Raw genomic sequence first — 26,097 nt, 5'->3', positions numbered from 1 at the left:
ATCTGCTCAGCGGAGAAATAACAGTACAACATTAATCCAAAAGAAATAATATAAAATACCGCTGTAACTAAAAGGAATGTGCTCATAATGTTTGTTATTTGGTTAGTATAATTATAACGTTAAGTTATCCTTAAAATGCCATTATAGTGCATTAATTTTATGTTAATTATTAACATTTTGGATTTTGTATGTTGAAAACTATTTATTTAGTTTTTATACTTGGTTGTTTGTGCTTTTATTTTTTAATCATTTATCTATTTTGGCTGGAATTTATCACGGTATTGGGTTGGTGTCATCCCTACAGATTTTCTAAATACTTTTCTGAATGCTTTTGGATCGTTGTAACCAGAATTATAAATAACCTCTGTCATTTGTTGTGCAGTTTGTTCCAGTAATTTTTTCGCAGCTTCGATACGGGTTTGCTGAAGATATTCAATAGGGGTCATCCCAATTACCTGCTTAAAGCGGCGTACAATATTTCTTCTGCTGGAAGGAATATCTTTAATCATCTCTTCAATGGTGGCAACATCCTGATAATTATTTTCAATTTTTTCCTGTGCGGAAGCAACTATACTGTCGTTATGATTACGGACAGGCTGGAAAGTACTAAAATAAGACTGGGTTACGCGGTCCATATCAATTGCGAAAATCTTGGCTACCTTAATGGCCATATCTTTTCCACAATGAAGCTGTAAAAGATGCAGCAATAAATGAAAAGTAGAGGTGGCGCCACCGCTTGTAAATAATCTGCCGTCTTGTGTTACCGTTTTATCAGGCTTTAAATGAACCAAAGGAAAAGCTGTGGAAAAAGCAGAACAGGCATCAACATGTGTGGTTGCAGTTTTACCATTTAGCAGTCCGGATGCGGCAAGTAAAAAAGCACCGGTACAAAAGGTAGCAATTTCTGCTCCTCCTGCATATTGTTTGTTTAACCATGTGATGTATCCGCTGTTGGCGTTGATGCAATCTTTTATATCAGGGCTGGCAAAAGATGGAACCAAAACTAACCCCAACTGCCCTGTGCCTTCTAGGTTTATGCGTGGATGTTTACTAAAATTATAATAAGTATCGCCAAAGGTAATTAAACTAATGTTGAATGGGGCTTCAATACCATCCTTTTTATAAAAACCATTCACTGTATCAAATACATCTAAAATAGCCGCCAAGCTTAATAATCTGAAGTTTTGCGGCAATAAAACACCCACTTGCGTCATCTGGTTAAAAATTTAGATATCGTAAATATATGAAATTTGTCTGAAATGCCCCTCAAGATTGACTTCTACGGCAATGATGTTCATTTGAGTTAATCATTAATTTTATTTCAAGTTATTACCTAATGAATAATACTTGCAGGAATCTATAAAATGGCTACAGATAAAAAATCATAGAAAACGTGTTATGCCCCGATGGAATCCTATCATTTGAAATAGTCGGTTTAGTAACTAGCGAAAGCTCATTATATTGGGCAGAGATGAATTTCAAGTAGGTTATAGAAAAGGAGATGATATAAGAGGCCAATGAAAAATGTAAACATGAGTATAAATTTATGAGAAACAACAAGCTTGACCTATTAAATCCATATATCGGCAAATGGAAAACAGAAGGTTTAACAAAATCAGGTGATGTAATTGCAGGAACAGGTAGTTACGAGTGGGTTGATGGTGGCTTTTTCTTAAAACATCAGGTTGATGTGATGTTTGGAAATAAAACTATCCGATCAATAGAGATTACACACTATGATGATATGGATGATGTCTTCCGATCGCAATCTTTCGATAATGAGGGGCGTATTTCAATATCCACCCTTAAAATTTATAATGATATCATTTTAATATTTGCTGATGCCGAAAGATTTAATGGAAATTTTAAAACCCATACCATTGAAGGCACATGGGAACAATTTGATGGTAAAAACTGGGTGCAGTGGATGGATATAAAGTTGACGAGAATTCCCTTGTAAAGTTTTGCTGAACTTGTTTCAGCATCTTAGCTAAATAGATTCTGGAACAAGTTCAGGATGACGACCTTCTTAACAAGAATATAATAGAAACTAAATAATAACAACCAGTCCTAAAGGGATAAAAACAAAAAAAAATGGCAACACTTAACACGTATTTAAATTTTAACGGAAACACCGAAGAAGCATTCAACTTTTACAAGTCAGTTTTTGGCGGCGAATTTTTGGTAGTGCAGCGTTATAAAGATTCTCCAGGATGTGAAGGCATGCCTATGAGCGATCAGGAAAAATTGATGCACATTGCTTTACCTATTGGGGGCAATATTTTAATGGGTACCGATATAACCAATCCAATGCCGTCAGCAACATTTGGTTCGGGTGTTTCACTTTCGGTTGATGCGGCCAGCGAAGAGGAAGCCAAACGTTTATTTGATCGTTTATCAACAGGAGGTACCATAACTATGGCGCTAGAAAAAACCTTTTGGAATGCACTTTTTGGTATGACTACTGATAAATTCGGTATTCAATGGATGGTGAATTATGATTACAAGTAGGTCGGGAGTCCAAAGTCCGTAGTCGTTAGTCCTTAGTCCAAAATTGCCAATAGAATAATGATCAATTACCAATCATTAATTATCAAGAACCAATGATTGATCTACCAATTAAAGATCAACTATACATAATTAGACCATTAAGAAGTTAAGGTTTTTAGTAGTTATTACAAGTTATTTATATATAAAATTTTGGTTGTCAAAGCATTAACAAAACAGGCGATTTAAAGTTCCGCGTTTACTATCTATTAACCAGTTAACGAATTTGAATAAACTAATTAACCGATAAATTTTATTATTTTTAATATATAAACCAAAACCAATTAAATATGAAAATTGCAGTAATTGTTGTGCGCGTGCTTTTGGCCGCCATGTATCTGTTTGCTTCTGTTAGCTTTTTCTTTAATATGATGCCTAAAGAAGCGCCATCAATGTCGGCAGCTCAAACCACATTTATGTCGGGCGTAATGGCATCTGTTTATTTAATGCCTTTAATTAAAGCCACAGAGTTAATAGGTGGAATACTCTTGCTTATTAACCGTACTGCGCCATTGGCTGCACTGATCATTTTTCCGGTTACACTTAACATTTTCCTGTATCATGCGTTTTTAGGTCCTAAGGATTTACCTCTGGTTGGCGCAATGCTTTTATTTAATTTATTCCTGTTTTATGCCTATCGCGCAAAGTATCTGCCCATTGTTTCAAAGTAATTTTCAAATTTTTAAGAATTCTCATACTTTTTCTCTTTATTTAGTGTTTCGATATAAGGTGTAATGATTATCTTTAAAAACTAACTAGAAATAAAAAAAAATATGAGAAAATTCCCATTTTTAATGCTACTCTTTGTAGCTATATCATTTTCTGCTTTTGCGCAGAACAAAGATGCAATTGTAGGCAAGTGGCTTAATCCATCAGGCGAAGGACAAATAGAAATCTACAAAAAAGGTGATAAATTCTATGGTAAACTGGCCTGGATAAAAGAGCCAAACATAAACGGTAAGCCAAAATTGGATGTTAAAAATCCTGACGCAAGTCTGCAAAAGCGTCCTTTGTTAAATCTGGAAATATTAAAGAATTTTGTTTATGATGATGGCAAATGGACTGATGGGACTATTTATGATCCTAAAAGTGGTAAAACGTATAGCTGTAATATGAGCTTAAAAAGTGTTGATGTGCTAAATATCCGCGGATATGTAGGTATTTCACTTTTAGGACGATCTGAAACTTTTAGACGGGTAAAATAATTTATAAATGAAGAAAATTTTATGGTGCCTTTTATTGGCACCTTTTTTTTGCACCGCGCAGTCGTATTCCATAAAACCTTTAAATGAGCATACCAAAACCAGCTTACGCGGATTAAGTGTGGTATCCGATCAGGTTACCTGGGTAAGCGGGAGTAATGGAGCAGTTGGTAAAACCATTGATGGCGGTATCACCTGGAAATGGGTAAACCCGAAAGGTTACGGAAAAATCGATTTCAGGGATATTGAAGCTTTCGATGATAAACAGGCTATTATTGTAGGCATTGCATCGCCAGCTTATATCTTAAAAACCGTTGATGGAGGAGAAACCTGGACAGAAAATTATAAAAATGTAGATTCAGCAATATTTTTGGATGGTTTAGGTTTTTGGGATAAAAATAGAGGAATCATTTTCGGCGATCCCATAAATGATAAAATGCAATTGCTTAAAACTGTCGATGCAGGCAAAAGCTGGCAGGATATTTCAAAAAGTCTAAAAATCAACCTGACTAAAGGAGAAGCCAGTTTTGCGGCAAGTGGAACCACCGTTAAAACATTGCCAGGGGGTAAAACCTGGATTGCAACAGGGGGAACCGTGTCTAATATCTACTTTTCTCTGAATTACGGACAAACCTGGCAGGTATTCAAATGCCCGATTTTACAGGGCGAGGGGAGTACAGGCCCTTTCTCTATTGATTTTTTTAACGAAAAAACGGGTATAGTTGTTGGCGGTAACTATTTAAAGGATAAAGAAAATTCGAATAATGTGCTTTTAACAAACGATGGAGGCAAAAACTGGCAAAAGCCGGCTAGTCCGGTTTTAGGTTTTCGATCGGCTGTGACTTATATTAATGCTAAAATTTTAATTGCTGCAGGTACTTCAGGCGTTGATATTTCTACCGATGGCGGTGAGCACTGGAAACAGATTTCAAATAAGAGTTTTAATGCTGTTCAAAAAGCTAAAAAAGGCACAGCAGTTTTGTTAGCTGGCAATAATGGCGTAATCTATCAGTTAGATGCTGCCAATTAATATTAGGCTTCGAATATGTAACAATTTTAATAACTGCCATTCTAACAATAAAACAATAATTTAAATAGCGGAAATGATAAAATTTTGTTTCTTTGCTGTTAACTAAAACTTTAATTTAAAACATATACACAATCGCTCGATGGATTTTTTGCACACAATTTTAGGTGATGATATACAAGCTGGATTATTAATTATTTTAAACTTAATTGTAATCGAGAGTTTATTATCGGTTGATAATGCTGCTGTTTTGGCTACCATGGTAATGGATCTGCCTAAATCGCAAAGAGAAAAAGCACTAAAATATGGCATTATCGGTGCTTATGTTTTCAGGGGAATCTGTTTATTCTTAGCAGCATGGTTAGTTAAAATCTGGTGGTTAAAACCACTTGGCGGTTTATACTTATTATACCTTGCTTTCGATTATTTTAGAAAAAAGAACAGTAAAAAGAATGAGGAAGAAGAGGAAGTAGATAAAAGCAAAAGCTGGATCTATAAATCTACTGTTGGCTTGGTGGGTACTTTTTGGGCTACTGTTGCCTTGGTAGAAGTGATGGATTTGGCCTTCTCTATTGATAATGTTTTTGCTGCGGTAGCATTTACCGACCACATCTGGTTAATCTATATTGGTGTTTTTATCGGTATTTTGGCCATGCGCTTTGTGGCACAGGCTTTTGTAAAACTGATGGAGAAATTTACTTTTTTAGAAACAGTGGCATTTATTGTAATTGGTGTTTTGGGTATTAAACTTACCTCTTCATTATTTACGCATTTTTATCCGGAGTCGCCAATTTCTCATGCCATTGAAGGGGAGAAAACAGATCTTTTCGTGTCTATTTTTACTGTAGCTATTTTCATTATACCGGTATTAACCTCTCTTTTGTTTAACTATCCCAAAAAACACAAAAGCGATATTGTTATTTCGGAAGAAGCTGAAGAAGTATTGGATAAATCGTAAATTTTACGGCTTGTCTGTCATAAATCTTACAATCAACCGCTTCTGATTATACAATCAAATGTGTAATATTAGAATTTATTAAACAGATTACGAAACAGGGTGCAATGGCTTTTTACAAACACTACTCATTCGATCTTTGGTTAACGTTGATTAAGTCTAATCCAACTTATAAGCAGGAACGGGTTCAGTATTTTTTCAGAAATTTTAATAGCAAGCATAAAAGCATTGATGAAATTGCCATCACTTTTCGCCAGGTAGATTTAATGGTAAATGCCATTAATGAAAAAGCCGGTAAAAATGTTGATGCTGATGAAATGTATTTAATGATCATCAGTATGATCAATGATTACGATTTCAACTTTAGTGATGTGGATCTAAAAGTGCTCGACCAGGATATGGAGCAGATCGTATTTAACCATATGCCTCAACTTTACTGTGATGATTGTTTAGCTGTATTGGAAAAGATTAAAGATTCGGGTAAAAGCTCTACCAATATACTAAGTAACACTGGCTTTATTAAAGGTAAAACCTTAAAAAAAGTCATCGAACATTTAGGCATCGGTCAGTTTATAGATTTTCAGCTTTATTCTGATGAGGTACGCATGTCTAAACCCAATGCAGGCTTTTTTCAGTTGATGTTAGACCGTATTGACAGAACAAAACATCCTGGATTATTGTTATCAGAAGTGATCCATGTTGGAGATAATCCCCATGCCGACATTCGCGGTGCAGAAGCAATGGGTATTAACAGTATGCTGATCAATTCCAACAAATTATCTATCTTAAACCTACTCTATGATACCGTATAATTTCTCTCTTCACAAAATAGACAATACCGTCGATTTTGGCTTTAGTGCCGATGATTACAGCCGTTTTAAATTTGGTGATGATCTGGTTGCCAGATATTTTGGAAAAGACCTCGCAGACGGTTTTATCAGGTATTACCTGGCCGATAATTTAATTACCGATCAGATTGTGGTTATTTCCAGTCCTTACAGTTTTATCCCTACGGCAACTTTTGCCATGAAAAACTATTTCGTTTGCCAGCTTAACCGCTGGCTGGTTGAAAACGGTGGTTTAGCCGTACAGGAAACCAAGGTGCATAGAACCATTACCTACAAAGAAGATTATGGCGAATTAAGTGCTGAAGAAAGGCTGTCGCTCATTGGTAACGATTCATTCCATATTGATAAAGATTTTCTAACGGGTAAAACACTATTATTTCTGGATGATATCAGGATTACCGGGAGCCATGAGCGGATGATTTTAAAAATGGCGAAGGAGTATGGTTTAAAGAACGAAATGCATATGCTTTATTTTGCCGAACTGGTGAATAAAAACATCCATCCCAATATAGAAAACTTCCTGAATTACCATCAGATCAAATCAATCTTTGACCTGGAAGATATTATTGATAGCGGCAATTTCAGGTTTAATACCCGTATTGTGAAATACATTTTAAATACGACTTCGAGCAGTTTTACCATCTTTTTAGAACGCAGGAGTACCGATTTTATTAATCAGCTTTACGACCTGTCGCTAGGGAATAATTACCATACCATAGAGGCGTACTCTAAAAATTTACATCTTATAAAAGACTATATCAAAAACAACAATTATAAATTAATTTAAATATGGCTATTAATTTGCAAAAGGGGCAAAGAGAAAATATCGATGCTCCTAAATTTACAATAGGTTTAGGATGGGATACCAACAGCTCTTCAACAGGTTCTGCATTCGATTTAGATGCTTCAATTTTTATATTAAATGACCAGAAAAAACTAATTTCTGACGAAAATTTTGTGTTCTACAATAACCTGGTTTCACCAGATGGGGCAGTAGAACATACAGGTGATAATTTAACAGGTGATGGTGACGGCGATGATGAGCAGATTAAAATTGATTTAACCAAGGCTGATGCCAAAGTAAATGAGATTTGCGTTGTGGTAACCATTCATGATGCAGAAAGCAGAAGACAGAATTTTGGTCAGGTTAGAAATTCTTTCATCCGTATTTTTGATGCGGTAACCAATGAGGTAATTTTGAAATATGAATTAGAAGAAGACTTCTCTATTGAAACAGCTGTAGAATTCGGAAGGATTTACAAACGCGAAGGCAAATGGAAATTTGAAGCTGTTGGCGTAGGTATGAAAGGCGGTTTACAGGATTATTTAAACAAATATCAATAATATTATGGCAATCAATCTTCAAAAAGGACAACGTATCAGTCTGGAAAAAAGCAATGGAAGCACACTTCAACAAGCCTGTGTTGGGATCAACTGGGGTGCAATTGAAAAGAAAGGCTTATTTGGCTTCGGATCGTCAAAAGAGGCAGTAGATTTAGACGCAAGCTGTGCTTTATATAACGAAAACAAACAGCTTTTAGAGGTAGTGTACTTTGGTAACCTTAAATCTAAAAATGGTTCGGTAAAACATAGTGGCGATGATTTAACTGGCGATATGGGTGGCGATGATGGTTTAGATAACGAGATCATCACCCTCGATTTTTCGCAGTTGGATGCTAATGTAAACTATGTTGCCTTTGTATTAAACAGCTTTAGAGGCCATGATTTTGGTACTATTCCTTTTGCTTCCATCCGTATTTATGAAGGCACAACGAAACGTGTGAACGAGGTTTTTGCTAAATTCGACATTGCTAATGGAGCCAATTTTGCAGGTCATGTATCAATGGTAATGGGTGTTTTTTACAAGAAAAACGGCGAATGGAAATTTAATGCCATTGGCGAACCAACCAAAGATAGAAAACTGGAAGATACCGTTAAAACCGTAACTCAAAACTATTTATAAGCCGTAAAAGCTGGTAATTGATCAAATTATGGAAACCAACCCAAACGTTACTCAGGCCCTTACTCCGGTTAAACTGGATAAGGACGGAAATGTTGACCTCGAAAAAATAACAGCCGAGGAAACAACTAAATATAAGGAAATTGGAAAATCGTTAGAACCATCGGATGTAAATTCGATCCTGAATTATGGAAGCGATGCCCAAAACTCAATGGAGAAATACAGTAACGATTTTTTATCGTCTGTACGTACCTACAACAGTGGCGAAGTTGGTGGTTTAATTAACGAACTGCTAACCGAACTGAATTATATCGATGTATCTGAATTAGAACAGAGCGGCTTTAAGAGTTTTATCTCGAGAATTCCATTCTTAAAAAATTTAGTGGTTGATGTGAAGAAACTTTTCCAGAAATATGATGTGGTGGTCAATAATATTGATAAAATTACCAACAAAATTAAAGCCGGAAGATTAAATTCAATTAAAGATAACAGCTCGCTGCAAACCATGTTCGATAGCAACGTTGGTTATATCCACCAGATGGAAGAACTGATTATTGCCGGGCAGTTAAAGTACAACGAACTAAGTATTAAACTAGCCGAAATGGAAGGTCGCCCGGCCGATTACCAGGATTATGAAATTGCCGATTTAAGGGATTTTATTAGTCGATTGGATAAGAGACTGGCCGATATGAAGATTGTGCGTTTTATTATGTTGCAATCTTTAGCACAGATCCGTGTGGTGCAGAACAACAACACTTCTATTGCAGAAAAAGCACAGTCGATTGTTTCTACCACCATTCCGGTATGGAAAAACCAATTGACTATTGCGGTTGCTTTACAAAGGCAAAAGGCCAATGTAGAGATGCAGAAGAAAATTTCGGATACCACCAATACCATTTTGCAGAAAAATGCAGAGATGCTAAAACAAAACAGTATTGATGTAGCCAAAGAGAATGAAAAAACAGTAGTATCTTTGGAAACCTTGAAACGAACCACTTCATCGCTGATTGAAACCCTTAACGAGGTGAAACAGATCCATGAAGCAGGTGCACAGAGTAGAAGAGTGTTGGATGGCGAACTTAAAACTTTGGAAGCAGAGTTGAAAAAGAACGTAACGAGGGTGAATTAATTAAAATATGGATGAATACCGTTTAAATATTCTCAAAAAATCAAGCGCAGAGATCAACCGTTTGCAGTTGCTCTCTGTGTTTTTTGATGATGAGGTGATTTATAAAATTTACCTGCGGAGCCAGGTTATTCATCAACTTTTTGCCAATAATGAAGAGTTGGAGATCGAAAAATTAGATCTTTTCCACCTTCAATTTACCGATAGTGTAATCGAACTGCTTAGAAAGATTAAAAAGAGCAACGAGAAAAACGTATCGCTCATTTATGATGAAATTGATCTGAATGAAGAACTGATCGATCGAATGGCGGGTTCGCTCATTGATCAGAAAAATTTTCAGCAGGATAAACAAAAACAGTCGCTTAAAATTAACTTATCGCTTAGGAAGCTGTTCAGCGTATTATCTGAGCTGAGTTCAGATTTTCCCTTTTCAAAAAACATCAATGTTTTTAGTTCCAAATACGCCAATGATTTTTATTTCGATCTCACTACAGATCAGTTTTCTAAACTGATTGATTTTCAGGGTAAACAAGTATATACGAATGTGTATGCAACCATTGAGAAAAAATTGATGGGTAAGCTTTGTAAGAACGATTTCCGGACCGAATTTTATATTGGTTTAAAATCGGGAGAAATGGTTGTTGAAGTTTATAAATTTTTAGATGAAGACTATTATTACCTGTTTTTCCCCAGTAGAAACCTATTTCTGTTCTGCGATCTAACCATTTTGAAAGATTTAGACATGACAAACAACCTTTCAGAACGGGAGCGGATTGTACAAGAATTGCAGTATAAAAACGATAAATTAAAAAGTAACGCGGCGGTTTTAAAAACCGCCATTCCCAATGATGTTGTTCATTTATTGGAAGATAGTTATGGTAAAATATCGGATATCAATTTCCTGAATCACCTCAATAATTTTGATGTTCAATCGAATATTTTGAAGACCATGCTAAAGACAGACTTGTTTTAGGTTGGTTTTTTATCACATACATAGCTGAGCATTATTAATGAGGATTACTCCATAAAAAAGCCGTCATTGCGAGGAGGAACGACGAAGCAATCTTACAACGCTGGATAATTGAACTGTCGCATTAAGATTGCTTCGTCGGCTGAAAAAGCCTTCTCGCAATGACGATCTTATGAAAGAAATTATTACTACCTCGTTAACACCGCCAATTTATGCTTAAACAGGTCAATTGTTCTGCTCCAGGCGAGTTTTGCGGCAGCTTCATTGTAGCGGGTAGGCGAGGTATTGTTGTTAAAAGCATGGTTTACCCCGTCGTAGATGTAAATTTTGTAATTAATCTTATTGTCTTTCAAAGCCTGTTCGTAAGCTGGAATGCCAGCATTAATCCTTTCATCTAAACCGGCGTAATGCAGCATTAAACTCGCTTTAATTTTAGGAACATCGGCAGCATTGGCCTGCGCCCCATAATAAGCCACTGCGGCTTGCAGTTTAGGATCGTTAACCGCTAATTTATTAGCCATGCCACCGCCCCAGCAAAAGCCAACACAGCCTACTTTGCCGTTGCCATCTTTTCTCTTTCGTAAATAATCAAGTCCCCTTAAATAATTCTGGAGGTTTTTTTTAGGATCTAATTTGCCAATCAGCTCGCGTCCCTTATCTTCATCTGCAGGCGTTCCACCAAGCGGCGAAAGGGCGTCAACGCCCAAAGCCAGAAAGCCTTCGGCGGCAATACGTTTGGTTACATCAATAATATGTGGATTTAAGCCCCTGTTTTCATGAATAACCAATACACAGCCCAAATTCTTTTTACCTTTTGGTTTAGCCAATACTGCTTTCATTTCACCATCAATACCAGTATAAGTGATATTTTCAACTTCGATATCATCACTATTAAAATCTGCAGCAGCAGCATAGTTATTCTCCAGCATAGGCAGGATCGTCATGGCCAAAGCTGTACTGCCAGCCAGTATTGCCAACTTTTTCATAAAATCTTTTCTACCGATCTGACTGTGGGTGTACTCATCGTACAGGTTAATTATTTTCTGGTCCATCTTATTGATTTTGATATAATTACAAGATAAAAAAGGAAGCTGATATTTAACCTAGCCTTGCCTAAAAGTTACAATACAATTCTTCCCACTTTTTAATCAATCCAACACGGTGTTTAGTATATCGTGGCGTTAAAAATATGTTCGACCAATCATCATAATTATCGTAAAAGAATTTAAGGAAAAAAATATGAAAGGTAACGCCCAGATAAGGAATGGCCTTTAATTCATCATTTGTTAAGGGCCTAACTTTTTGGTAGGCATTTAAAAAAGTATCGAAATCCTTTTCTGCCTGTTCTTTAGAAATTAGGTTATTCAATTGATGGAAGAAATAATGGTTAAGGAAGGACATTAGGTCATTAATCAGATAACCTTCTCCTGCAAAATCGAAATCAAAGAAGGTGATTTTCCCCTGTTCATCAAAGTGGAAGTTTTTAGGAAAGAAATCGTAATGGCAATAGCCATAACTGAAGGTTGAAGTATCGAATTCTTTAAACTTTTGAACTACTTTTTCTGAAATATTACTTAAGTATTCATATTCTTCTTTCATTTCTGAAAAATGAGATTCGAGGTATTTCAAAGGCTCAAATAAGGTTGTTTCGAAGTTAAATACCGGTCTTGGATTGTTTAGTTTAATTGACGAAGTGCTTTGATGCAATTTAGCCATATCATGCCCCAACTGAATGAGATGCCTATCCTCAAGGTCTAAAATTACTTTTCCCTCGGCAAACGAAAACAATATGCCATTTCTTAAACCCTCAATAGCATTAAACTGTTGGATCTGCTTTCCTTCCACATCATTAATGGGATAGGAAACTGAATTTCCATTGGCGATTAAAATGTTCAGCAATTCTATTTCAGCTTCAATTTCGTTGCGTTTGCGGTGCGCATCGCGATAAATTTTGAAGATATATTTCTGGTTCTGATTTTCCAGGATATAGGTGTCGCTTACATTTCTGATGAGTAAACGGCAGGTCGTACATGGATCTAACTGATAAGCTTCAATTAAATAATTTTTTAAAGCAGCGGCTGATAAAGTGGAGTATTGTGCGGGAAAGAGATGCTGCATGGAGATATTGGTTTTGGGGGACTAAATATAAATTTTTAAATCGACATCTTCGTCATTAAATAAGACTACCTTACAAACCTTAGGCATGCTGTTTTAAGATTAAACCCATCAGTTGGAAAAAATATTTGATTGCCTGATAGATAGTTTTATCGAAAATAAAGTTGGTGTTGCGGAGGGATTTTTAAGTGCATCTTTATCTGCACACCTTAAAGAAAACCTGATTGCCTTATTTGAAAATAAAAAGTTTTTAAATGCCGGCGTGGGGAATGATGTACTTGTTCATGAGGATAAGCGGATCAGGAGTGATGTGATTTACTGGCTGGATAGAAAACATGAAAATCAATACGAAAATGATTTTTTCGATCTGATGGACGGATTTGTGGCTTATCTGAACCGTACCTGTTATACCGGCATCACTGGTTACGAATTTCATTATACACTATACGAGCCAGGTACTTTTTACAAAAAACATATCGATCAGTTCCAGCATAACGGGTGCAGGCAATACTCGATGATTATGTATTTAAATGCCGATTGGAAAACAGAAGATGGCGGTGAGTTGCGCATTTATCGTGCTGATGAAGAACAGAATATCTCACCTGATAGCGGTAAAAGTGTTTTCTTTAAAAGTTCTGACCTGGCACATGAAGTACTCATCACCCATAAACAGCGGATGAGCATTACGGGTTGGTTAAAGATCGGTTAATGGTTAATCTTCAATATTGAGTAGCTGTTTGATCGTGCCCTTAAAATTTTTACCAATAGGTACCTGCTGACCATTTTTAAGCACAATGGTATTGCCCTCTAAATAATCGACATATTTTTTGTTAAGCATAAAAGATTTATGAATTCGGATGAAATCTGTTGACAACTGGTCTTCAAAACTGGCCAACGTTCTGGGGGTGAGCAGAAAATCACCGTTTTTCCAAACTTTTACATAATTACCCAGGCTTTCCAGATATTGTATTTCGTCTATTTTGATCAGGATGTACTTTTTATCAACCTTAAGAGAGATTTGTCCATTATTTTTAGTCGGAATTTTTTCAATTTCACTAGTTGTAGCTGTTTGCTTTTTAAGGTTGTGCAATTCAAGTGCACGGTTAACCGCTTTTAAAAAACGATCGAGCCTGAAGGGTTTTAAAAGATAATCGCAAACGGCCAGATCAAAACCTGATAAAGCGTATTCTTCGTATGCAGAGGTTATAATTACAAGAGGTTTATGCGCTAAAGTCCTTAAAAAATCCAAACCATTTAATTTTGGCATCCGGATATCTAGGAAAATTAAATCCACTGGTTGTTTACTTAAAAAATCTAATGCTGCCGTAGCACGATAACAATTGCCAACGATGTTAATAAAAGGAATATCTTTTGCATATTCAGTAATTACACCATGTGCAAGCGGTTCATCATCTACTATTAAACAACGTAAGCTCATGTTAGCTGGAGTTTAAGTTCTGCCTTAAAGATATTACCAATTGTGGTGATATGCAATGTGTAACGGTTAGGATAAAGCAATTCAAGCCTTTTTTTAAGGTTATCGAGGCCAATTCCTCTAGTCTTGTTTAATTCTTCAGGATCGAAGGAATTTTCACATTTGAAACTGAGTAAATCGTCGGTCGTAATTAATGAAAGCTTTAACGTGGCGGCATCTTCCGCAGGTTCTATCCCATGTTTAAAGGCATTTTCGATAAAAACGATGAGCAATAGCGGGGCAATATCAATCTGATCGTTTTCAACCTGTTGATCAAACTCAAAGTGCAACGTTTTCCGCAAGCGGATTTGTTGCAATTGAATGTAATCATTAACATAATCAATTTCCTGCGAAAGTTTAACTGTTTTTTCCTGGCCTTTATATATGGTGTAGCGCATCAATTCAGATAACTGCAGGATACTTTCGGGTGTTTTATCCGATTTTTGGAGACTCAAAGCATAAAGGTTGTTCAACGTATTAAAGAAAAAATGAGGATTAAGTTGTTGTTTTAATAAATCGAGTTCATGTTGCGATTTTTCCTTCTCTAAAGAAAGGATTTTGTTGTTCTGTTTGCCCCATTGCAGTGCCAGAACTACCGGCAAACTGATGAGCATAATGGCAAAGGCGCCAAATGCATTTTCAAGCTCGAATGGATTGGTTTCGAAAATGCTCCGACCGAAAACCGTATTAATGGGTAGTGAAATTAATAATTGAGCCAATAGGGGGTACAGCAATGCAATGGTAGTAGAAAGTGCTAACAGATAAATTAGCAGTCCTTTTTCTTTGAGGATTTTAGATACCAGTAAACGGCTATTGATCAGAAAAAGCAGGTATCCGCATAAGTACATAATCAGAAATTGCAAAAAGAAGCCGAAAAACGTTCCAATATTAAACCAAAGTGCTTTTAAGTTGAATTCAAAACCTACTAAACGGAAACCATTTCTTTGGTAAATGGGGTTGTCTGAACTTGAAACAGCCATTATGGAAATGGTTGCAGCAAGTAAAATAATGGTGATGAGTACTGCATGCTCCAGGCCAATTTTTTTGATCCATTTAATGTGCTGCACTTTTTTCTGGTAATACTGATTGGCAATCAACATCATTTCGAGGGAAGTTGCCGCCAAAGCAGTTGAAATAAAAACAGTATGGTCAAGCTTAGCAATTTGCAGGTAAAATGCAAGATCAGTAAAAAGCGGAAGCAGGATGAAGAAGCAAGTGCACCAGTAGGTAACGTATCGATTTCGAGTTAAGACGTTTTTTAGTCTGACTTTAAGAAAGGAAAAAACGAGAATAGGAAGTAAACAAAAACCTAATCCCAAAATGCAGCTGACATAGTTAAGCCAAATTTTGCTGGTTAAGTTGTAAGTATTAAATATAGCTATCCACAACAACAGGCCAAGAAATATGAAAAAGTCCTGGTACTTATAATTGTAGCTGAATTTTTTTGTACTAAGCATTTCGTATTTAATGTATCCGTGAGTTCACATGCCACACTCGTATTATTATTTCGGTTCGTGGAGACACGAACCGATGCGATAATATTTTTTTAATCTTTCCATCGCCGTGGTCTGTGTCCCCACAGACCAATTTTTCCATTCTTTAAAATTAAGAAACTTTGCAGGTTGTTTAAAATATAGATGATGAAAGGCATATTTTTCATGATGAAAGGCGCATCGCTGTTCATTATTCCTTTCATCATCATTTCTGCTTCCTTTGTCACTTAAATTTAACAGACTGGTTTCATCAGTCTAATTTGCGGCCATCTTAATTATTTGATATGGTACGACTTAAAATACAGCAACTTACAAAATCTTATCAAAATGGGGTAAAGGCTCTTGATGATGTTACGCTAAATATTGCAAATGGAATGTTTGGTTTGTTGGGCCCTAATGGAGCTGGTAAATCTTCACTTATGCGTACGCTTGCTACGCTACAACTGCCAGATGCCGGTTGCGTTCATTTTGATGGAAATGATGTGTTGCAGAATCCGCAGGAGATGCGCAACAAATTGGGGTATCTGCCACAGGATTTTGGTGTGTATCCTAACATTTCAGCTGTAGATTTATTAAATCATCTTGCGATTTTAAAAGGACTGCAAAATAAGAGTGAACGAGAGGAACAGGTGACTTCATTGCTGCAACAGACCAATTTATTTGAAGTTAGGAAGAGAGCTGTCAGTACTTTTTCTGGTGGTATGCGGCAGCGTTTCGGAATTGCACAGGCTTTATTGGGTAACCCGCAGTTGATTATTGTTGATGAGCCCACCGCAGGGCTTGATCCACAGGAAAGGAACAGGTTCCACGATCTGTTGAGTGAAATTGGCGCCAATCGGGTGTTGATCCTGTCTACGCATATTGTGGAGGACGTGAATGACCTCTGTGCTGAAATGGCAGTGATGGCTAATGGAAAATTGATTTTACAAGGTAAACCTTCAGAACTGATCGAAAAATTAGATGGAAAAATCTGGCGAAAGGCAATTGATAAGGTAGAGCTGGCTCAATATTCATCCATTTTTAATGTTATTTCTACTAAAGTTATTTCGGGTAAGTTACACGTGTTTGTTCTGGCAGATCAATTACCCGCAGTAGGTTTCAAATCCGTTTACCCAGGTTTGGAAGAGGTTTATTTTTCTTCATTATCTGGCGTAGTGAATTTAAACATGGAGGCAAAAAGATGATACCAGATTTACTAAAATTTGAGCTGAAATATCATTTCGGGCAGATATCGTTTAAAGCTGCAGCACTTTTATTTTTTATACTGGGCTATTTTTGTGCAGTAAATGGCGGCTTTGGCTCAGCAGAGGTGCATAAAAATTCACCTTATGTTATCACCAATATCATCGCCCTGCTCTCGCTCTTCTCCATCTTTTCAGCTACATTATTTAGTGCGAACGTGGTGCTTCGAGATAGTATGTTTAAAATGGAAGCAGTTGTTTTTACCACATCAATTAAAAAGTTGCCCTATTTTGGTGTAAGGTTGCTGGGCTTGATCATCACAGTTTTTAGCTTATTGTTGCTGGTAGCGCTGGGGATTTTTGCAGGTTCTTTTTTTATTGACGAAGATCGCTTGGGCGTCTTTCAAATGAGTTACTATTTACAACCGCTTTTAGTTTTTGCCTTGCCAAATGTGCTATTTTCAGCAGGAACCTTATTTTGTACTGCCATATTAACCAAAAGTGTAAGGGCCATTTATGTAGTTGGTGTGTTGATTTACATTTTATACCTGCTGGCTTCCATATTTGGCAATTCTCCTTTATTGGCCACCTCCACAATGAAAGCAGGGAGTGCTGATATTTTGCCGATTCTTTTAGACCCTTTTGCTTTGGCTTCGTTTTTTGGCGAAACCAGAACATGGACTAATCTACAGCGTAATCAACAGTTATTTCCTTTTGAAGGTATACTTTTACTCAACAGGATCCTGTGGACTTCTTCTACAAGTCTGCTAATCTTGATGAGCTATCGCTTATTCAATTTTAGGCTAACGCAACAGCAACAATTAAAGATTAAAACAGCTAAAACAGCGTATACGGCTTTGATTTCCTATCGTACTTTAATGGTTTTACCAAGTGGTATGTCTTATTATTTCAGGACCTTTAAAGCCCAGTTAAAATTAGAAATGATCTTCCTGTTTAAAAATATACCCATCATGGTTATGCTGTTGCTGTGGGTATTTTTGTTTGGCATAGAGTTAAAAGATAGACTATTTAGCGGCATTTATGGCATTCATAGTTATCCGGCAACTGGCATTATTATAGAAGAAATGCGTTCGATGAAATTTGGATTGATCCTGATTGTATTTTATGCTGCAGAAACCATCAGCAGGGAGAAAACGGCTAATATACATGCATTAATTTATAGCACCCCTGTCCGAAATGCTGCGTTATGGATGGCTAAAAGTTTCAGCTTGTTTACTTTGGTTTTTATCCTTGTTACATTAAATATCTTTATTGGAATTGTTTTACAGGTTAGCCACGGTTATTTCCACATCGAATTGCCTTTATATCTAACTTTATATTATTACAGTGCTTTCCCGATGTTGCTTTTTGTGGTGTTGATTTTATTTATCCAGAATCTGAGTGTTAATAAATACCTCGGTATGGTATTAAGCATGTTGGTTATTTTTCTGATTTCTTTTGCGGAAAGGTTTGGGATATCGCATTATCTGTTCCGCTTTGCTACTGTTCCAGATCTCCAACATTCTTATTTTAATGGTTTTGGATATTATACCACAGCTTTTAACTGGTATATGCTTTACTGGTTGGCCTTTACAACTGTTATTGCTGTGTTAACCATTGGATTATGGCAGCGTTTAGTTGAAATAAAGATTAAACCGAGATTCAAATCAATGGTTGTGGCTTTGAAGCAATATCAATGGATTATAGCACCAGCATTATTGATCTGGATTTCCTGTGCTGCATTTATTTACCATCAAACGAATAGCATTGGGAAATATAAAAATAAACAGTCCCAATTAAATTGGCGCCTGGCTTATGAGCAAAAATATAAATCATGGGCAAATCTCCCTCAGCCTGTTATTAAAGCCGTTAAAACCAACGTTGATTTATATCCAGGCGAAGGAAAATATACCGTTAAGGGAACGTACTTGCTTAAAAATGAAACAAATGAGCCAATTACCAAAATCTGGACTTCTGTTAGCCCCGCTGTATATTCATTTTCCGTAAACATTAGTGAAATTAAAAGTGATGAAAGGGATGAAGTTTTTAGCCAACAGTTTCTGATTTTAAAGACGCCATTACAGCCCGATCAAGAAATCGTAATGAATTTTTCTATTGAAGTCATTAGGAACGGATTTACAACTTTCGATACGGAGAATTCGATCGTGGAGAACGGTACTTATATCGAACTGGAGAAATTTATTCCGCAGTTGGGTTACTGTTATAACTTTGAAAGTGATGATCAGCAGGAACGGAAAAAAGCAGGTCTGCCTAAAGTTGCCACAAAGCCACCATTCAACAATACGTACCATCTGGTGAACTTTGAAACAACTATTTCTACCACTGTCGATCAACAGGTGATTACTGTTGGAGACTTGCAGAAGATTTGGCGAGCCAATAACCGGCAATACTTTAAATACAAAACTGCTGCTCCGATTAATTTTATGTTTGCACTGAGCAGTGCAAAATATGTAGTCAAAAACGAGAAACATAAGGGCATAAATGTTCGTGTTTATTATCAACCAGGACAGGAGTATAACCTGAAAAGTATTTTTGAAGGTGTTAAGGATGCGCTGAACTATGGCAATAAAAATTTCGCAAATTATCCACTTAAACAATTCGCTATCGCCGAAATACCGCAATACAGGGGGGCAGCAACAGCTTATCCTGGAATAGTTTTTAGCGCAGAACGTATTAGTTTTTTAGGAAATTATAGCCAGAACAACAGTATTAATCAAAGCTATGCCATTGCCGCTCATGAAACGGCACATCAATGGTGGGCAAACATAATGGCTCCAGCAGATGGTGCAGGTTATGCCATGCTCACTGAATCGTTGGCTAAATACACCGAAAATGTATTGATTGAAAATACTTTTGGCAAAATGTATTTGAAAAAATACCTCTCTTACGATAACGACCTCTACTTTTTGAACCGGAATAATGATAAAAAAGAATTGCCTCTCGCCAAAACTTTAGATCAGCCTTATGTACATTACCAAAAGGGTGGATTGATGATGTATGCCTTAAAAGAGACGATAGGGGAACAAAAATTTAACGCAATACTGCATCAACTGATTGTAGCGCATAAATACCCTAAGCCTAAAGCAACAGCTACCGATCTCGTAAACTTACTTTTAAAGCAGGCGCTTCCTAAAGACAAAAAGTTTATCATCGATTGTTTTAATGAGGTAGTGACTTACGATCTGGGGATCGAATTGATTCGTTGTAAAGCCTTGAATGATGGAAAATATAGCGTTGACCTGGAAATTTCTACTGAAAGAATAAGTGATGGCGGTAAGCAATTACCTGATCTTGATATAGATTTAGCCTGTTTTGATCATTTGGAAAGTGACTGGGATACAAATACAAAACCGGTTTATTATCAAAAGCATCACATCGGGCAAAATAAGACCAGGCTGTCGATTGTAGTTAACCATAAACCAAAAACAATAGCAATTGATCCTTATGGATATTTGTTAGATGTGGATAGAAGCAATAATATTTGGGTGGTAAAATAAAATGATAAAATAACAATGCATTGAAACAAAAACCCTTTGAACATACCTAATGTCTTCATTTAGAGAGGAGTGCAACGCAGTCGAGAACCCGAAAGCTCAGCGAAGCTAAATCTATAAAATTAGATTTTTCATACTTGCGCTCGTTTCCAAACGAGTACATAAATAGTTACTCGATTTTATCGTTGTAAACGATATACTATTCAACGCTCGTTAGAAACGAGCGTTAGCGGAAATCATTAGATTGTTAAGAATAAGACCCAGAAATAAATTCAGGGTGACGAGCTGTCTTTATTAGAATCGGTTACAACTAATTTGCCCTAAAACCTTTCGGTGTACACTGCATCTGGCGTTTAAAAAATATATTGAAATTGGCTGGGTACTCAAAACCTAAACAGTAAGCAATCTGGGCAATATTCCATTCGGTATGTTTAAGCAAAGCCACTGCCTCTGTAGCTATTCTTCTCGAAATATGTTCGGAAGTGGTTTTGCCCGTTACTTCTTTTACCGCATGGTTTAAATGATTTACATGCACCAGCAGACGCAAAGCAAAGTCGTGCGCAGTTTTTAGCTCCAAAATATGTTCCGTAGAGCCAATTGGGAACTGCCTTTCCAATAATTCGAGAAACAATGATGTTAAACGTACCGATGCATTATTCTGTTTAAAAATAATATCCTGAGGTTTAACCTTTAATGCTTCATGAACAATAAGCTGAACGTAGTTTCTTAACAGATCATACTTATGGATGTAATCACCATCCATTTCTTTCATCATTTTACTGAAAATGTCCTTTAATGTTACTTCCTGTTCTTCATCGATATGAATGACCGGACTATCGTTTATGCGCCACAACAAAGAATCGCGCAGGGTTTCATTACGGTTATGGATAAAATTTTCGGTAAATAAACAAAAGAAACCGGCAGGTTTTGGCGATGTACTTTCCCATGAATAGGGAATATTCGGATTTGTAAACAGTAATGCCCTTTCTTTAATTTCGATTTGTGCATCAGGGTAATGCAAGATTCCATTCCCAATAATTAACGAAATTTTGTAAAAATCTCTCCGGCTAAAAGCAGAGGGTACATTAGTACAAACGTTACCTCTGTTAAAAACATTAAAATGCCCAATATCATTAATCATTCCTAAACTTGGCGTAGGAATTTCAGGCCTGGTGATTTTTAGTTTATTATAAAAATCTTCTAATGTTTCCTTTTTTTGTAGGGTAGAAAGCTCTTGGTTTTTTGACAACATATTTTAAGTGCTTTATACAGGTAAAGTTAAGGTTTAATCGTTATTCCTTCGTGCATTTCTTCTGTTGGTTCTGCAACTAATTTGTCACCTTCTGTTAAATTGCCAAAAATTTCAACCCGATCGTCCGTTTCTCTACCTTTCTTCACAGCTACCTTAACTGCTTTATTATCGACTACTTTTAACACAAATAGTCCTTCACTGGTATCTAATAAAGCCTTCTTCGCAATAATAAATGTACTGGCATTGGCCGGAAGCGGAATATTGACCTCTGCAACCATTCCGGGCAATAAAACTTTCGATGCATTTGGTACATCCATTTCAATGCGCTCAGAACGCAAGCGTAAATCTAAGGCGCCTGATAAACGTTTCACTTTAGCTTTAAAAGTCTGACTGGGCAAAGATTTAACCGTAAAACTAATTTCGTCGCCAGCTTTTAGATAACCAGTATAAACCTCTGGAATAGAAACAGCCAGACGCAGGTTTCTCTGGTCCTGTAAGGTAAACAAAGGTAAATCGGAACCTTTACCTGTTGGACCAACGTAGGCTCCTAAATTCACATTTCTGGCTGAGATAATACCGCTGAAAGGCGCCCTGATGGTTAAATAATCCTGAACTGAACTTACTTCCTTATAGGCCGCTTTTGCTGCTTCAAGCTGCGCTAAATCTGCGTTCTTTTTCGCCATCGCCTGGTCCAGATCGTTTGTGGAAATCGTTCCAGGGGTTTTGCTCGTTTCGTACAAACGGTTATAATTTGCTTTGCTTGCCGTATAAATGGCTTCCTGTGCTTTTATCCGAGATTGTGTTGCAGCCAGTTGCGAACTCATTTCTGGAGCCTCCAAAGTCATCAGTAACTGCCCCTTGCTTACTTCTGAGCCGATATCAACTTTTAAGGTTTTAACAAAACTGCTTACTTTGGCGTATAGATCAACTTGTTGCAAGGCAATTAATTCGCCGGGTAGACTCAGTTTGGTGGATAGTTTTTCTTTTTTAAGGTCGAACGTTGCTATTACAGCTTCTTTTTCTTTCTTGGGGGCCACTTTCGATTCGGAGTGCCCGCAACCATATATAGCCGTTAGCACTAAAAATCCTGTACTTAATAATCCTGTTGAAAATATCTTCGTATTCATTTGTAATGATGATTTATTCTTTTTCTTGTAAACCTTTAATGTAGTGGATGCTTTCTTCATCTTCCGGATCAAGCGATATCGAATGGGTAGTCTGTTTGCCCTGCACCCATGCAAATACCAATGGTAATATGATTAATACGGCGAATGTGGAGGCCACTAAACCACCAATAACAGCCCTGCCCAATGGTGAAACAGCGCCACCGCCTTCACCGTGGCCAATGGCCATTGGTAACATACCCGCAATCATTGCAATACTCGTCATGATGATTGGACGTAAACGTAATGCAGCAGCTTCGCGTGCCGATTCTAGCGCATTGCCATTGTGTTTTCTTAATTGCTCTGCATTGGTAATGAGCAATACCGCATTGGCGATAGATACCCCGACCGACATGATAATCCCCATGTATGATTGCAGGTTTAAGGTTGATCCGGTAATGGTTAATAACAATAACGAACCTAAAATAACGGCTGGCACAGTGGCTAAAATAACCAGTGGAACTTTAAAAGACTGGAAATTAGCTGCCAGCATCAGAAAAATGACCACAATGGCCACTAATAAACCCGATTGTAAGCTGTTTAAAGTATCTGTTAATACTTTGCTTAAACCAATGGCGGTAACATTTAATCCCCTTGGTAATTCGCCAACGTCTGCAATGGCTTTTTCTACATCCTTCGATGCCGACCCCAGATCTGTATGGTAAAGGTTTGCGGTTACCGATAGGAAAGGCATCGCACCAATGTTATCATTTTCGCCAGCAGTAGTATCTGGGGTGATTTTTGCCACATCACTCAACACCGGCCTCGCCGAATTTTTTAATAAAGGAATTTCTCCAATATCATCTTTACTGGTCATCTGATTAAGTGGTACCTGAACTTGTACACTGTAAGGTAAAGCTGCTTTTTCATCCAGCCAGATGTTTTTATCCGTATAACGTGATGATGAAGTGGAGGCAATTAATGAGCGTGAAATATCAGCCATATCTACCCCGATCTGGGCTGCACGGGTTCTGTCTATATCAATATTTAATGATGGATATTTAATGGGTTGCGCGATCTGAACATCCCTCATATAAGGAATCTCTTTCAATTCTGCCAGTATTTTATTGGCATATTTTTCATTCAGTTTTTTGTTTTTTCCTGCAATACGTACCTCAACAGGGGTAGGAGAGCCTTGGCTCAATACTTTATCGGTTAGCTCTATCGGCTCAAAAGAAAGTTTAACATCAGGTAACAATTTTTTGATTTTTTCCCTGAACTGATCTTTAAAGTCGTCCATATCTTCTTCAAAATCTTTTAAACTTACCTGAAAAACAGCTTCATGCGGACCAGCCATAAACTGATAGATGGGGTTTACCGAAAATTGTGCAGGGTGCTGACCAACATAAACGGAAGAAATGCCCATGTGTTCTTCTCCAACCATTTTTTTAAGCTCAGCTAAAACCACATTTGCCTTTTCTTCGGTACGCTCTAAACGCGTTCCATCGGGTGCACGTAAACGTAACTGAAACTGACTTGAATTTACCCTGGGCAGAACATCGCGGCCAATATTAGCTAAAAGTAACGCAGCTAAGCCAATAATAACAACTAAATAAACCAAAACAACAGATTTTCGGTAAGGCAAAATCCGATCAAGGAAACGCATAAAACGGTTGCGAAACTTATCGAAGAAACCAATTTTACCATTGCCGCTAAAATCTTCACGTTCTACCAGCACCTTTTTTTGGTTCAGGGTGTCTTTTTCTGAATCGAGTGTAATGCCTGTTGCTGTAAAATCAGCCTCATCTTCTGTAATGCCCGGATGGGGCGCATTGCCCTTTTTAGGATGCGCGATCATCAGCCAGTTGGCCATAATGGGAACAAAAGTTTGTGATAACAGGAATGATACCACCATTGAAAAACCAATTGCCAATGCCAGCGGCAAAAATAATGCCCCTGGGATACCAGTCATGGTAAAGGCAGGTGCGAATACGGCAAGGATACAGAACAGGATTAACAGTTTAGGGAAGGCAATTTCCTTACAGGCATCCCAAATGGCCAGGGCCTTGGGCTTGCCCATATCAAAATGCTGGTGGATGTTTTCTATCGTTACCGTCGATTCATCTACCAAAATACCGATGGCTAAAGCCAATCCGCTCAGCGTCATGATATTAATTGTTTGCCCAAATAGTTTCAGGAACAGCACCCCTGCAATAATAGAGGTAGGAATGGTTAAGATTACGATCAGTGCGGCGCGTTTATCCCCTAGGAAAAGTAAAACCATCAAACCCGTTAATATCGCACCGATTGCCCCCTCACTGATCAGACTTTTTACCGCGTTAATGACGTAAACAGATTGGTCGAACTCATAAGAAAGTTTGACATCCTCTGGTAAGGTGCTTTGGATATTGGGTAGGTTTTTCTTTAAGTTTTTAACCACATCCCAGGTAGAAGCATCTCCAGATTTAGCAATACTTAAGTAAACTGAGCGCTTACCATTAATTAAGGCATAACCAGCTACTAAATCTGCTCCATCTTTAACTGTAGCCACATCGCGGAGCTGTAAATTTTGCACACTGCCTTTAAATAAGGGAATATTCTCAAAATCCTTAACCTTTTTAATGGTATAATTGGTTGGGGTAAGGTAGTTTTTATCGCCAATCCTCACATTTCCTGAAGGTGCAGTCTGGTTATTTAACCTGATGGCTTCCACCACCTGGTCTACCGTTAGGTTATGAGAGCGCAATAGCGAAGGGTTTACATTAATCTCGATGGTGCGTGGACTACCGCCAAATGGTGCGGGAGAGAGCAAACCCGGTATAGCTGAGAAACTAGGGCGTACATAAGTATTAGCCAGATCCTGCAATTCGTTATTGGTACGGATAGCGCTGCTTAATACCAACTGTCCAACGGGAAGCGAAGAAGCATCAAAACGGATGACGAATGGCGGTTGGGAACCTGGCGGAAAAATGGCTTGCGCACGCGTAGAGAGCGCGCTTAGTTCTGCTGCAGCCTGGGCCATGTTGGTCCCTTCGTAATAGGTGAGTTTCATGAGCATTAAACCCTGCGTATTCTTGGTTTCGATACTTTTAATGCCGTTGGCAAAAAGCAGGATATTCACATATTGCTTGCCAAAATAAGCCTCCATCTGATCGGGAGTATAACCGCCAAATGGATGGGCAATATAAATTACCGGAAGGTTCATCTGCGGCAGGATATCAACCTTGATCTGGTTGATGGCACCAATACCGAAAAAAAACAATCCAGCCACTAAAACCAAGATGGATATGGGTTTGCGGAGTGCGAAACGTATTAAATTCATTTATATA

23 protein-coding genes are annotated in these 26,097 nt (G+C 37.4%); 15 read left to right on the top strand and 8 right to left on the bottom strand.

The window, feature by feature from the left end; all coding sequences use genetic code 11:
- Positions 1-254: 254 nt before the first annotated feature.
- On the bottom strand, positions 255-1,214 hold the full coding sequence (locus tag OQX63_RS02830) for a GlxA family transcriptional regulator (RefSeq protein WP_265849372.1): 960 nt from the start codon (positions 1,212-1,214) through the stop codon (positions 255-257).
- Between the two features lie 332 nt (positions 1,215-1,546).
- Between OQX63_RS02830 and OQX63_RS02825 the strand changes: the two genes are divergently transcribed.
- The 12 genes from OQX63_RS02825 (at position 1,547) to OQX63_RS02770 (ending at position 10,638) form a co-directional block, all read left to right on the top strand.
- The gene (locus OQX63_RS02825) at positions 1,547-1,960 is read left to right on the top strand and encodes a hypothetical protein (RefSeq protein ID WP_265849371.1); all 414 of its coding nucleotides are present in this window, start codon (positions 1,547-1,549) and stop codon (positions 1,958-1,960) included.
- Positions 1,961-2,094: 134 nt separating this feature from the next.
- Positions 2,095-2,511 (top strand): VOC family protein, encoded by a 417-nt coding sequence (locus tag OQX63_RS02820; RefSeq protein WP_265849370.1) that lies wholly within the window; start codon positions 2,095-2,097, stop codon positions 2,509-2,511.
- A 326-nt stretch (positions 2,512-2,837) separates the two neighbouring features.
- A complete protein-coding gene (locus OQX63_RS02815; RefSeq protein ID WP_265849369.1) occupies positions 2,838-3,218 on the top strand; it encodes a DoxX family membrane protein in 381 nt (126 codons plus the stop codon).
- Positions 3,219-3,320: 102 nt separating this feature from the next.
- A complete protein-coding gene (locus tag OQX63_RS02810; protein WP_265849368.1) occupies positions 3,321-3,752 on the top strand; it encodes a DUF2147 domain-containing protein in 432 nt (143 codons plus the stop codon).
- A 7-nt stretch (positions 3,753-3,759) separates the two neighbouring features.
- Positions 3,760-4,779, top strand: coding sequence for a WD40/YVTN/BNR-like repeat-containing protein (locus OQX63_RS02805; protein WP_265849367.1), 1,020 nt, complete (start codon positions 3,760-3,762; stop codon positions 4,777-4,779).
- Between the two features lie 139 nt (positions 4,780-4,918).
- Complete coding sequence (locus OQX63_RS02800; RefSeq protein WP_265849366.1) at positions 4,919-5,734, top strand: TerC family protein; 816 nt, start codon at positions 4,919-4,921, stop codon at positions 5,732-5,734.
- A gap of 104 nt (positions 5,735-5,838) precedes the next feature.
- The gene (locus OQX63_RS02795) at positions 5,839-6,543 is read left to right on the top strand and encodes an HAD family hydrolase (protein ID WP_265849365.1); all 705 of its coding nucleotides are present in this window, start codon (positions 5,839-5,841) and stop codon (positions 6,541-6,543) included.
- Complete coding sequence (locus tag OQX63_RS02790) at positions 6,530-7,366, top strand: phosphoribosyltransferase family protein (protein WP_265849364.1); 837 nt, start codon at positions 6,530-6,532, stop codon at positions 7,364-7,366. The genes OQX63_RS02795 and OQX63_RS02790 overlap by 14 nt, the downstream gene beginning before the upstream one ends.
- A gap of 2 nt (positions 7,367-7,368) precedes the next feature.
- On the top strand, positions 7,369-7,923 hold the full coding sequence (locus OQX63_RS02785; RefSeq protein WP_265849363.1) for a TerD family protein: 555 nt from the start codon (positions 7,369-7,371) through the stop codon (positions 7,921-7,923).
- 4 nt (positions 7,924-7,927) lie between these two features.
- Positions 7,928-8,542, top strand: coding sequence for a TerD family protein (locus OQX63_RS02780; RefSeq protein WP_265849362.1), 615 nt, complete (start codon positions 7,928-7,930; stop codon positions 8,540-8,542).
- Between the two features lie 28 nt (positions 8,543-8,570).
- The gene (locus OQX63_RS02775; RefSeq protein ID WP_265849361.1) at positions 8,571-9,668 is read left to right on the top strand and encodes a toxic anion resistance protein; all 1,098 of its coding nucleotides are present in this window, start codon (positions 8,571-8,573) and stop codon (positions 9,666-9,668) included.
- 7 nt (positions 9,669-9,675) lie between these two features.
- Entirely contained in the window at positions 9,676-10,638 is a 963-nt protein-coding gene (locus OQX63_RS02770; RefSeq protein WP_265849360.1) for a hypothetical protein, read from the top strand.
- 185 nt (positions 10,639-10,823) lie between these two features.
- Here OQX63_RS02770 and OQX63_RS02765 read toward each other — a convergent pair whose 3' ends face one another.
- Entirely contained in the window at positions 10,824-11,687 is an 864-nt protein-coding gene (locus tag OQX63_RS02765) for a dienelactone hydrolase family protein (RefSeq protein ID WP_265849359.1), read from the bottom strand.
- Between the two features lie 61 nt (positions 11,688-11,748).
- Positions 11,749-12,753, bottom strand: a complete 1,005-nt coding sequence (locus OQX63_RS02760) for a phosphotransferase enzyme family protein (RefSeq protein WP_265849358.1) — start codon at positions 12,751-12,753, stop codon at positions 11,749-11,751.
- A 112-nt stretch (positions 12,754-12,865) separates the two neighbouring features.
- On the opposite strand from OQX63_RS02760, the gene OQX63_RS02755 reads away from it, so the two are divergent.
- Positions 12,866-13,459 carry a 2OG-Fe(II) oxygenase gene (locus OQX63_RS02755; protein ID WP_265849357.1) on the top strand — a complete coding sequence of 198 codons (594 nt, stop codon included), beginning with the start codon at positions 12,866-12,868 and terminating at the stop codon, positions 13,457-13,459.
- Between the two features lie 3 nt (positions 13,460-13,462).
- Here OQX63_RS02755 and OQX63_RS02750 read toward each other — a convergent pair whose 3' ends face one another.
- Together OQX63_RS02750 and OQX63_RS02745 are read right to left on the bottom strand one after the other, a co-directional pair.
- On the bottom strand, positions 13,463-14,188 hold the full coding sequence (locus OQX63_RS02750) for a LytR/AlgR family response regulator transcription factor (protein WP_265849356.1): 726 nt from the start codon (positions 14,186-14,188) through the stop codon (positions 13,463-13,465).
- Positions 14,185-15,348: a sensor histidine kinase gene (locus OQX63_RS02745; RefSeq protein WP_265849355.1), complete on the bottom strand. Its 1,164-nt coding sequence runs from the start codon at positions 15,346-15,348 to the stop codon at positions 14,185-14,187. The genes OQX63_RS02750 and OQX63_RS02745 overlap by 4 nt, the downstream gene beginning before the upstream one ends.
- A gap of 653 nt (positions 15,349-16,001) precedes the next feature.
- Here OQX63_RS02745 and OQX63_RS02740 point away from each other — a divergent pair.
- Both OQX63_RS02740 and OQX63_RS02735 read left to right on the top strand, forming a co-directional pair.
- A complete protein-coding gene (locus tag OQX63_RS02740; RefSeq protein WP_265849354.1) occupies positions 16,002-16,901 on the top strand; it encodes an ABC transporter ATP-binding protein in 900 nt (299 codons plus the stop codon).
- Positions 16,898-20,416 carry a M1 family aminopeptidase gene (locus tag OQX63_RS02735; RefSeq protein WP_265849353.1) on the top strand — a complete coding sequence of 1,173 codons (3,519 nt, stop codon included), beginning with the start codon at positions 16,898-16,900 and terminating at the stop codon, positions 20,414-20,416. Before OQX63_RS02740 ends, OQX63_RS02735 begins: the two co-directional genes overlap by 4 nt.
- A gap of 307 nt (positions 20,417-20,723) precedes the next feature.
- Here OQX63_RS02735 and OQX63_RS02730 read toward each other — a convergent pair whose 3' ends face one another.
- From OQX63_RS02730 to OQX63_RS02720, 3 genes are read right to left on the bottom strand one after another with little or no spacing between them, the layout of a single operon-like run.
- Positions 20,724-21,665 carry a helix-turn-helix domain-containing protein gene (locus tag OQX63_RS02730; RefSeq protein ID WP_265849352.1) on the bottom strand — a complete coding sequence of 314 codons (942 nt, stop codon included), beginning with the start codon at positions 21,663-21,665 and terminating at the stop codon, positions 20,724-20,726.
- A 26-nt stretch (positions 21,666-21,691) separates the two neighbouring features.
- The gene (locus tag OQX63_RS02725) at positions 21,692-22,792 is read right to left on the bottom strand and encodes an efflux RND transporter periplasmic adaptor subunit (RefSeq protein ID WP_265849351.1); all 1,101 of its coding nucleotides are present in this window, start codon (positions 22,790-22,792) and stop codon (positions 21,692-21,694) included.
- A gap of 13 nt (positions 22,793-22,805) precedes the next feature.
- A complete protein-coding gene (locus tag OQX63_RS02720) occupies positions 22,806-26,090 on the bottom strand; it encodes an efflux RND transporter permease subunit (protein ID WP_265849350.1) in 3,285 nt (1,094 codons plus the stop codon).
- Between the last annotated feature and the right edge of the window lie 7 nt (positions 26,091-26,097).

Origin of the sequence: Pedobacter sp. PF22-3, assembly GCF_026239555.1 — a bacterium.
GTDB lineage: Bacteria > Bacteroidota > Bacteroidia > Sphingobacteriales > Sphingobacteriaceae > Pedobacter.
This window is presented reverse-complemented; position numbering and strand designations above follow the sequence as displayed.

Excerpts from the sequence above, each read along its gene's own strand:
- OQX63_RS02790 (WP_265849364.1), top strand. The coding sequence starts at position 6,530 with ATGATACCGTATAATTTCTCTCTTCACAAAATAGACAATACCGTCGAT.
- OQX63_RS02750 (WP_265849356.1), bottom strand. The coding sequence starts at position 14,188 with ATGAGCTTACGTTGTTTAATAGTAGATGATGAACCGCTTGCACATGGT.
- OQX63_RS02740 (WP_265849354.1), top strand. The coding sequence starts at position 16,002 with ATGGTACGACTTAAAATACAGCAACTTACAAAATCTTATCAAAATGGG.
- OQX63_RS02785 (WP_265849363.1), top strand. The coding sequence starts at position 7,369 with ATGGCTATTAATTTGCAAAAGGGGCAAAGAGAAAATATCGATGCTCCT.
- OQX63_RS02775 (WP_265849361.1), top strand. The coding sequence starts at position 8,571 with ATGGAAACCAACCCAAACGTTACTCAGGCCCTTACTCCGGTTAAACTG.
- OQX63_RS02795 (WP_265849365.1), top strand. The coding sequence starts at position 5,839 with ATGGCTTTTTACAAACACTACTCATTCGATCTTTGGTTAACGTTGATT.
- OQX63_RS02805 (WP_265849367.1), top strand. The coding sequence starts at position 3,760 with ATGAAGAAAATTTTATGGTGCCTTTTATTGGCACCTTTTTTTTGCACC.
- OQX63_RS02760 (WP_265849358.1), bottom strand. The coding sequence starts at position 12,753 with ATGCAGCATCTCTTTCCCGCACAATACTCCACTTTATCAGCCGCTGCT.
- OQX63_RS02720 (WP_265849350.1), bottom strand. The coding sequence starts at position 26,090 with ATGAATTTAATACGTTTCGCACTCCGCAAACCCATATCCATCTTGGTT.
- OQX63_RS02730 (WP_265849352.1), bottom strand. The coding sequence starts at position 21,665 with ATGTTGTCAAAAAACCAAGAGCTTTCTACCCTACAAAAAAAGGAAACA.
- OQX63_RS02825 (WP_265849371.1), top strand. The coding sequence starts at position 1,547 with ATGAGAAACAACAAGCTTGACCTATTAAATCCATATATCGGCAAATGG.
- OQX63_RS02815 (WP_265849369.1), top strand. The coding sequence starts at position 2,838 with ATGAAAATTGCAGTAATTGTTGTGCGCGTGCTTTTGGCCGCCATGTAT.
- OQX63_RS02735 (WP_265849353.1), top strand. The coding sequence starts at position 16,898 with ATGATACCAGATTTACTAAAATTTGAGCTGAAATATCATTTCGGGCAG.
- OQX63_RS02765 (WP_265849359.1), bottom strand. The coding sequence starts at position 11,687 with ATGGACCAGAAAATAATTAACCTGTACGATGAGTACACCCACAGTCAG.
- OQX63_RS02810 (WP_265849368.1), top strand. The coding sequence starts at position 3,321 with ATGAGAAAATTCCCATTTTTAATGCTACTCTTTGTAGCTATATCATTT.
- OQX63_RS02800 (WP_265849366.1), top strand. The coding sequence starts at position 4,919 with ATGGATTTTTTGCACACAATTTTAGGTGATGATATACAAGCTGGATTA.
- OQX63_RS02780 (WP_265849362.1), top strand. The coding sequence starts at position 7,928 with ATGGCAATCAATCTTCAAAAAGGACAACGTATCAGTCTGGAAAAAAGC.
- OQX63_RS02770 (WP_265849360.1), top strand. The coding sequence starts at position 9,676 with ATGGATGAATACCGTTTAAATATTCTCAAAAAATCAAGCGCAGAGATC.
- OQX63_RS02830 (WP_265849372.1), bottom strand. The coding sequence starts at position 1,214 with ATGACGCAAGTGGGTGTTTTATTGCCGCAAAACTTCAGATTATTAAGC.
- OQX63_RS02725 (WP_265849351.1), bottom strand. The coding sequence starts at position 22,792 with ATGAATACGAAGATATTTTCAACAGGATTATTAAGTACAGGATTTTTA.
- OQX63_RS02820 (WP_265849370.1), top strand. The coding sequence starts at position 2,095 with ATGGCAACACTTAACACGTATTTAAATTTTAACGGAAACACCGAAGAA.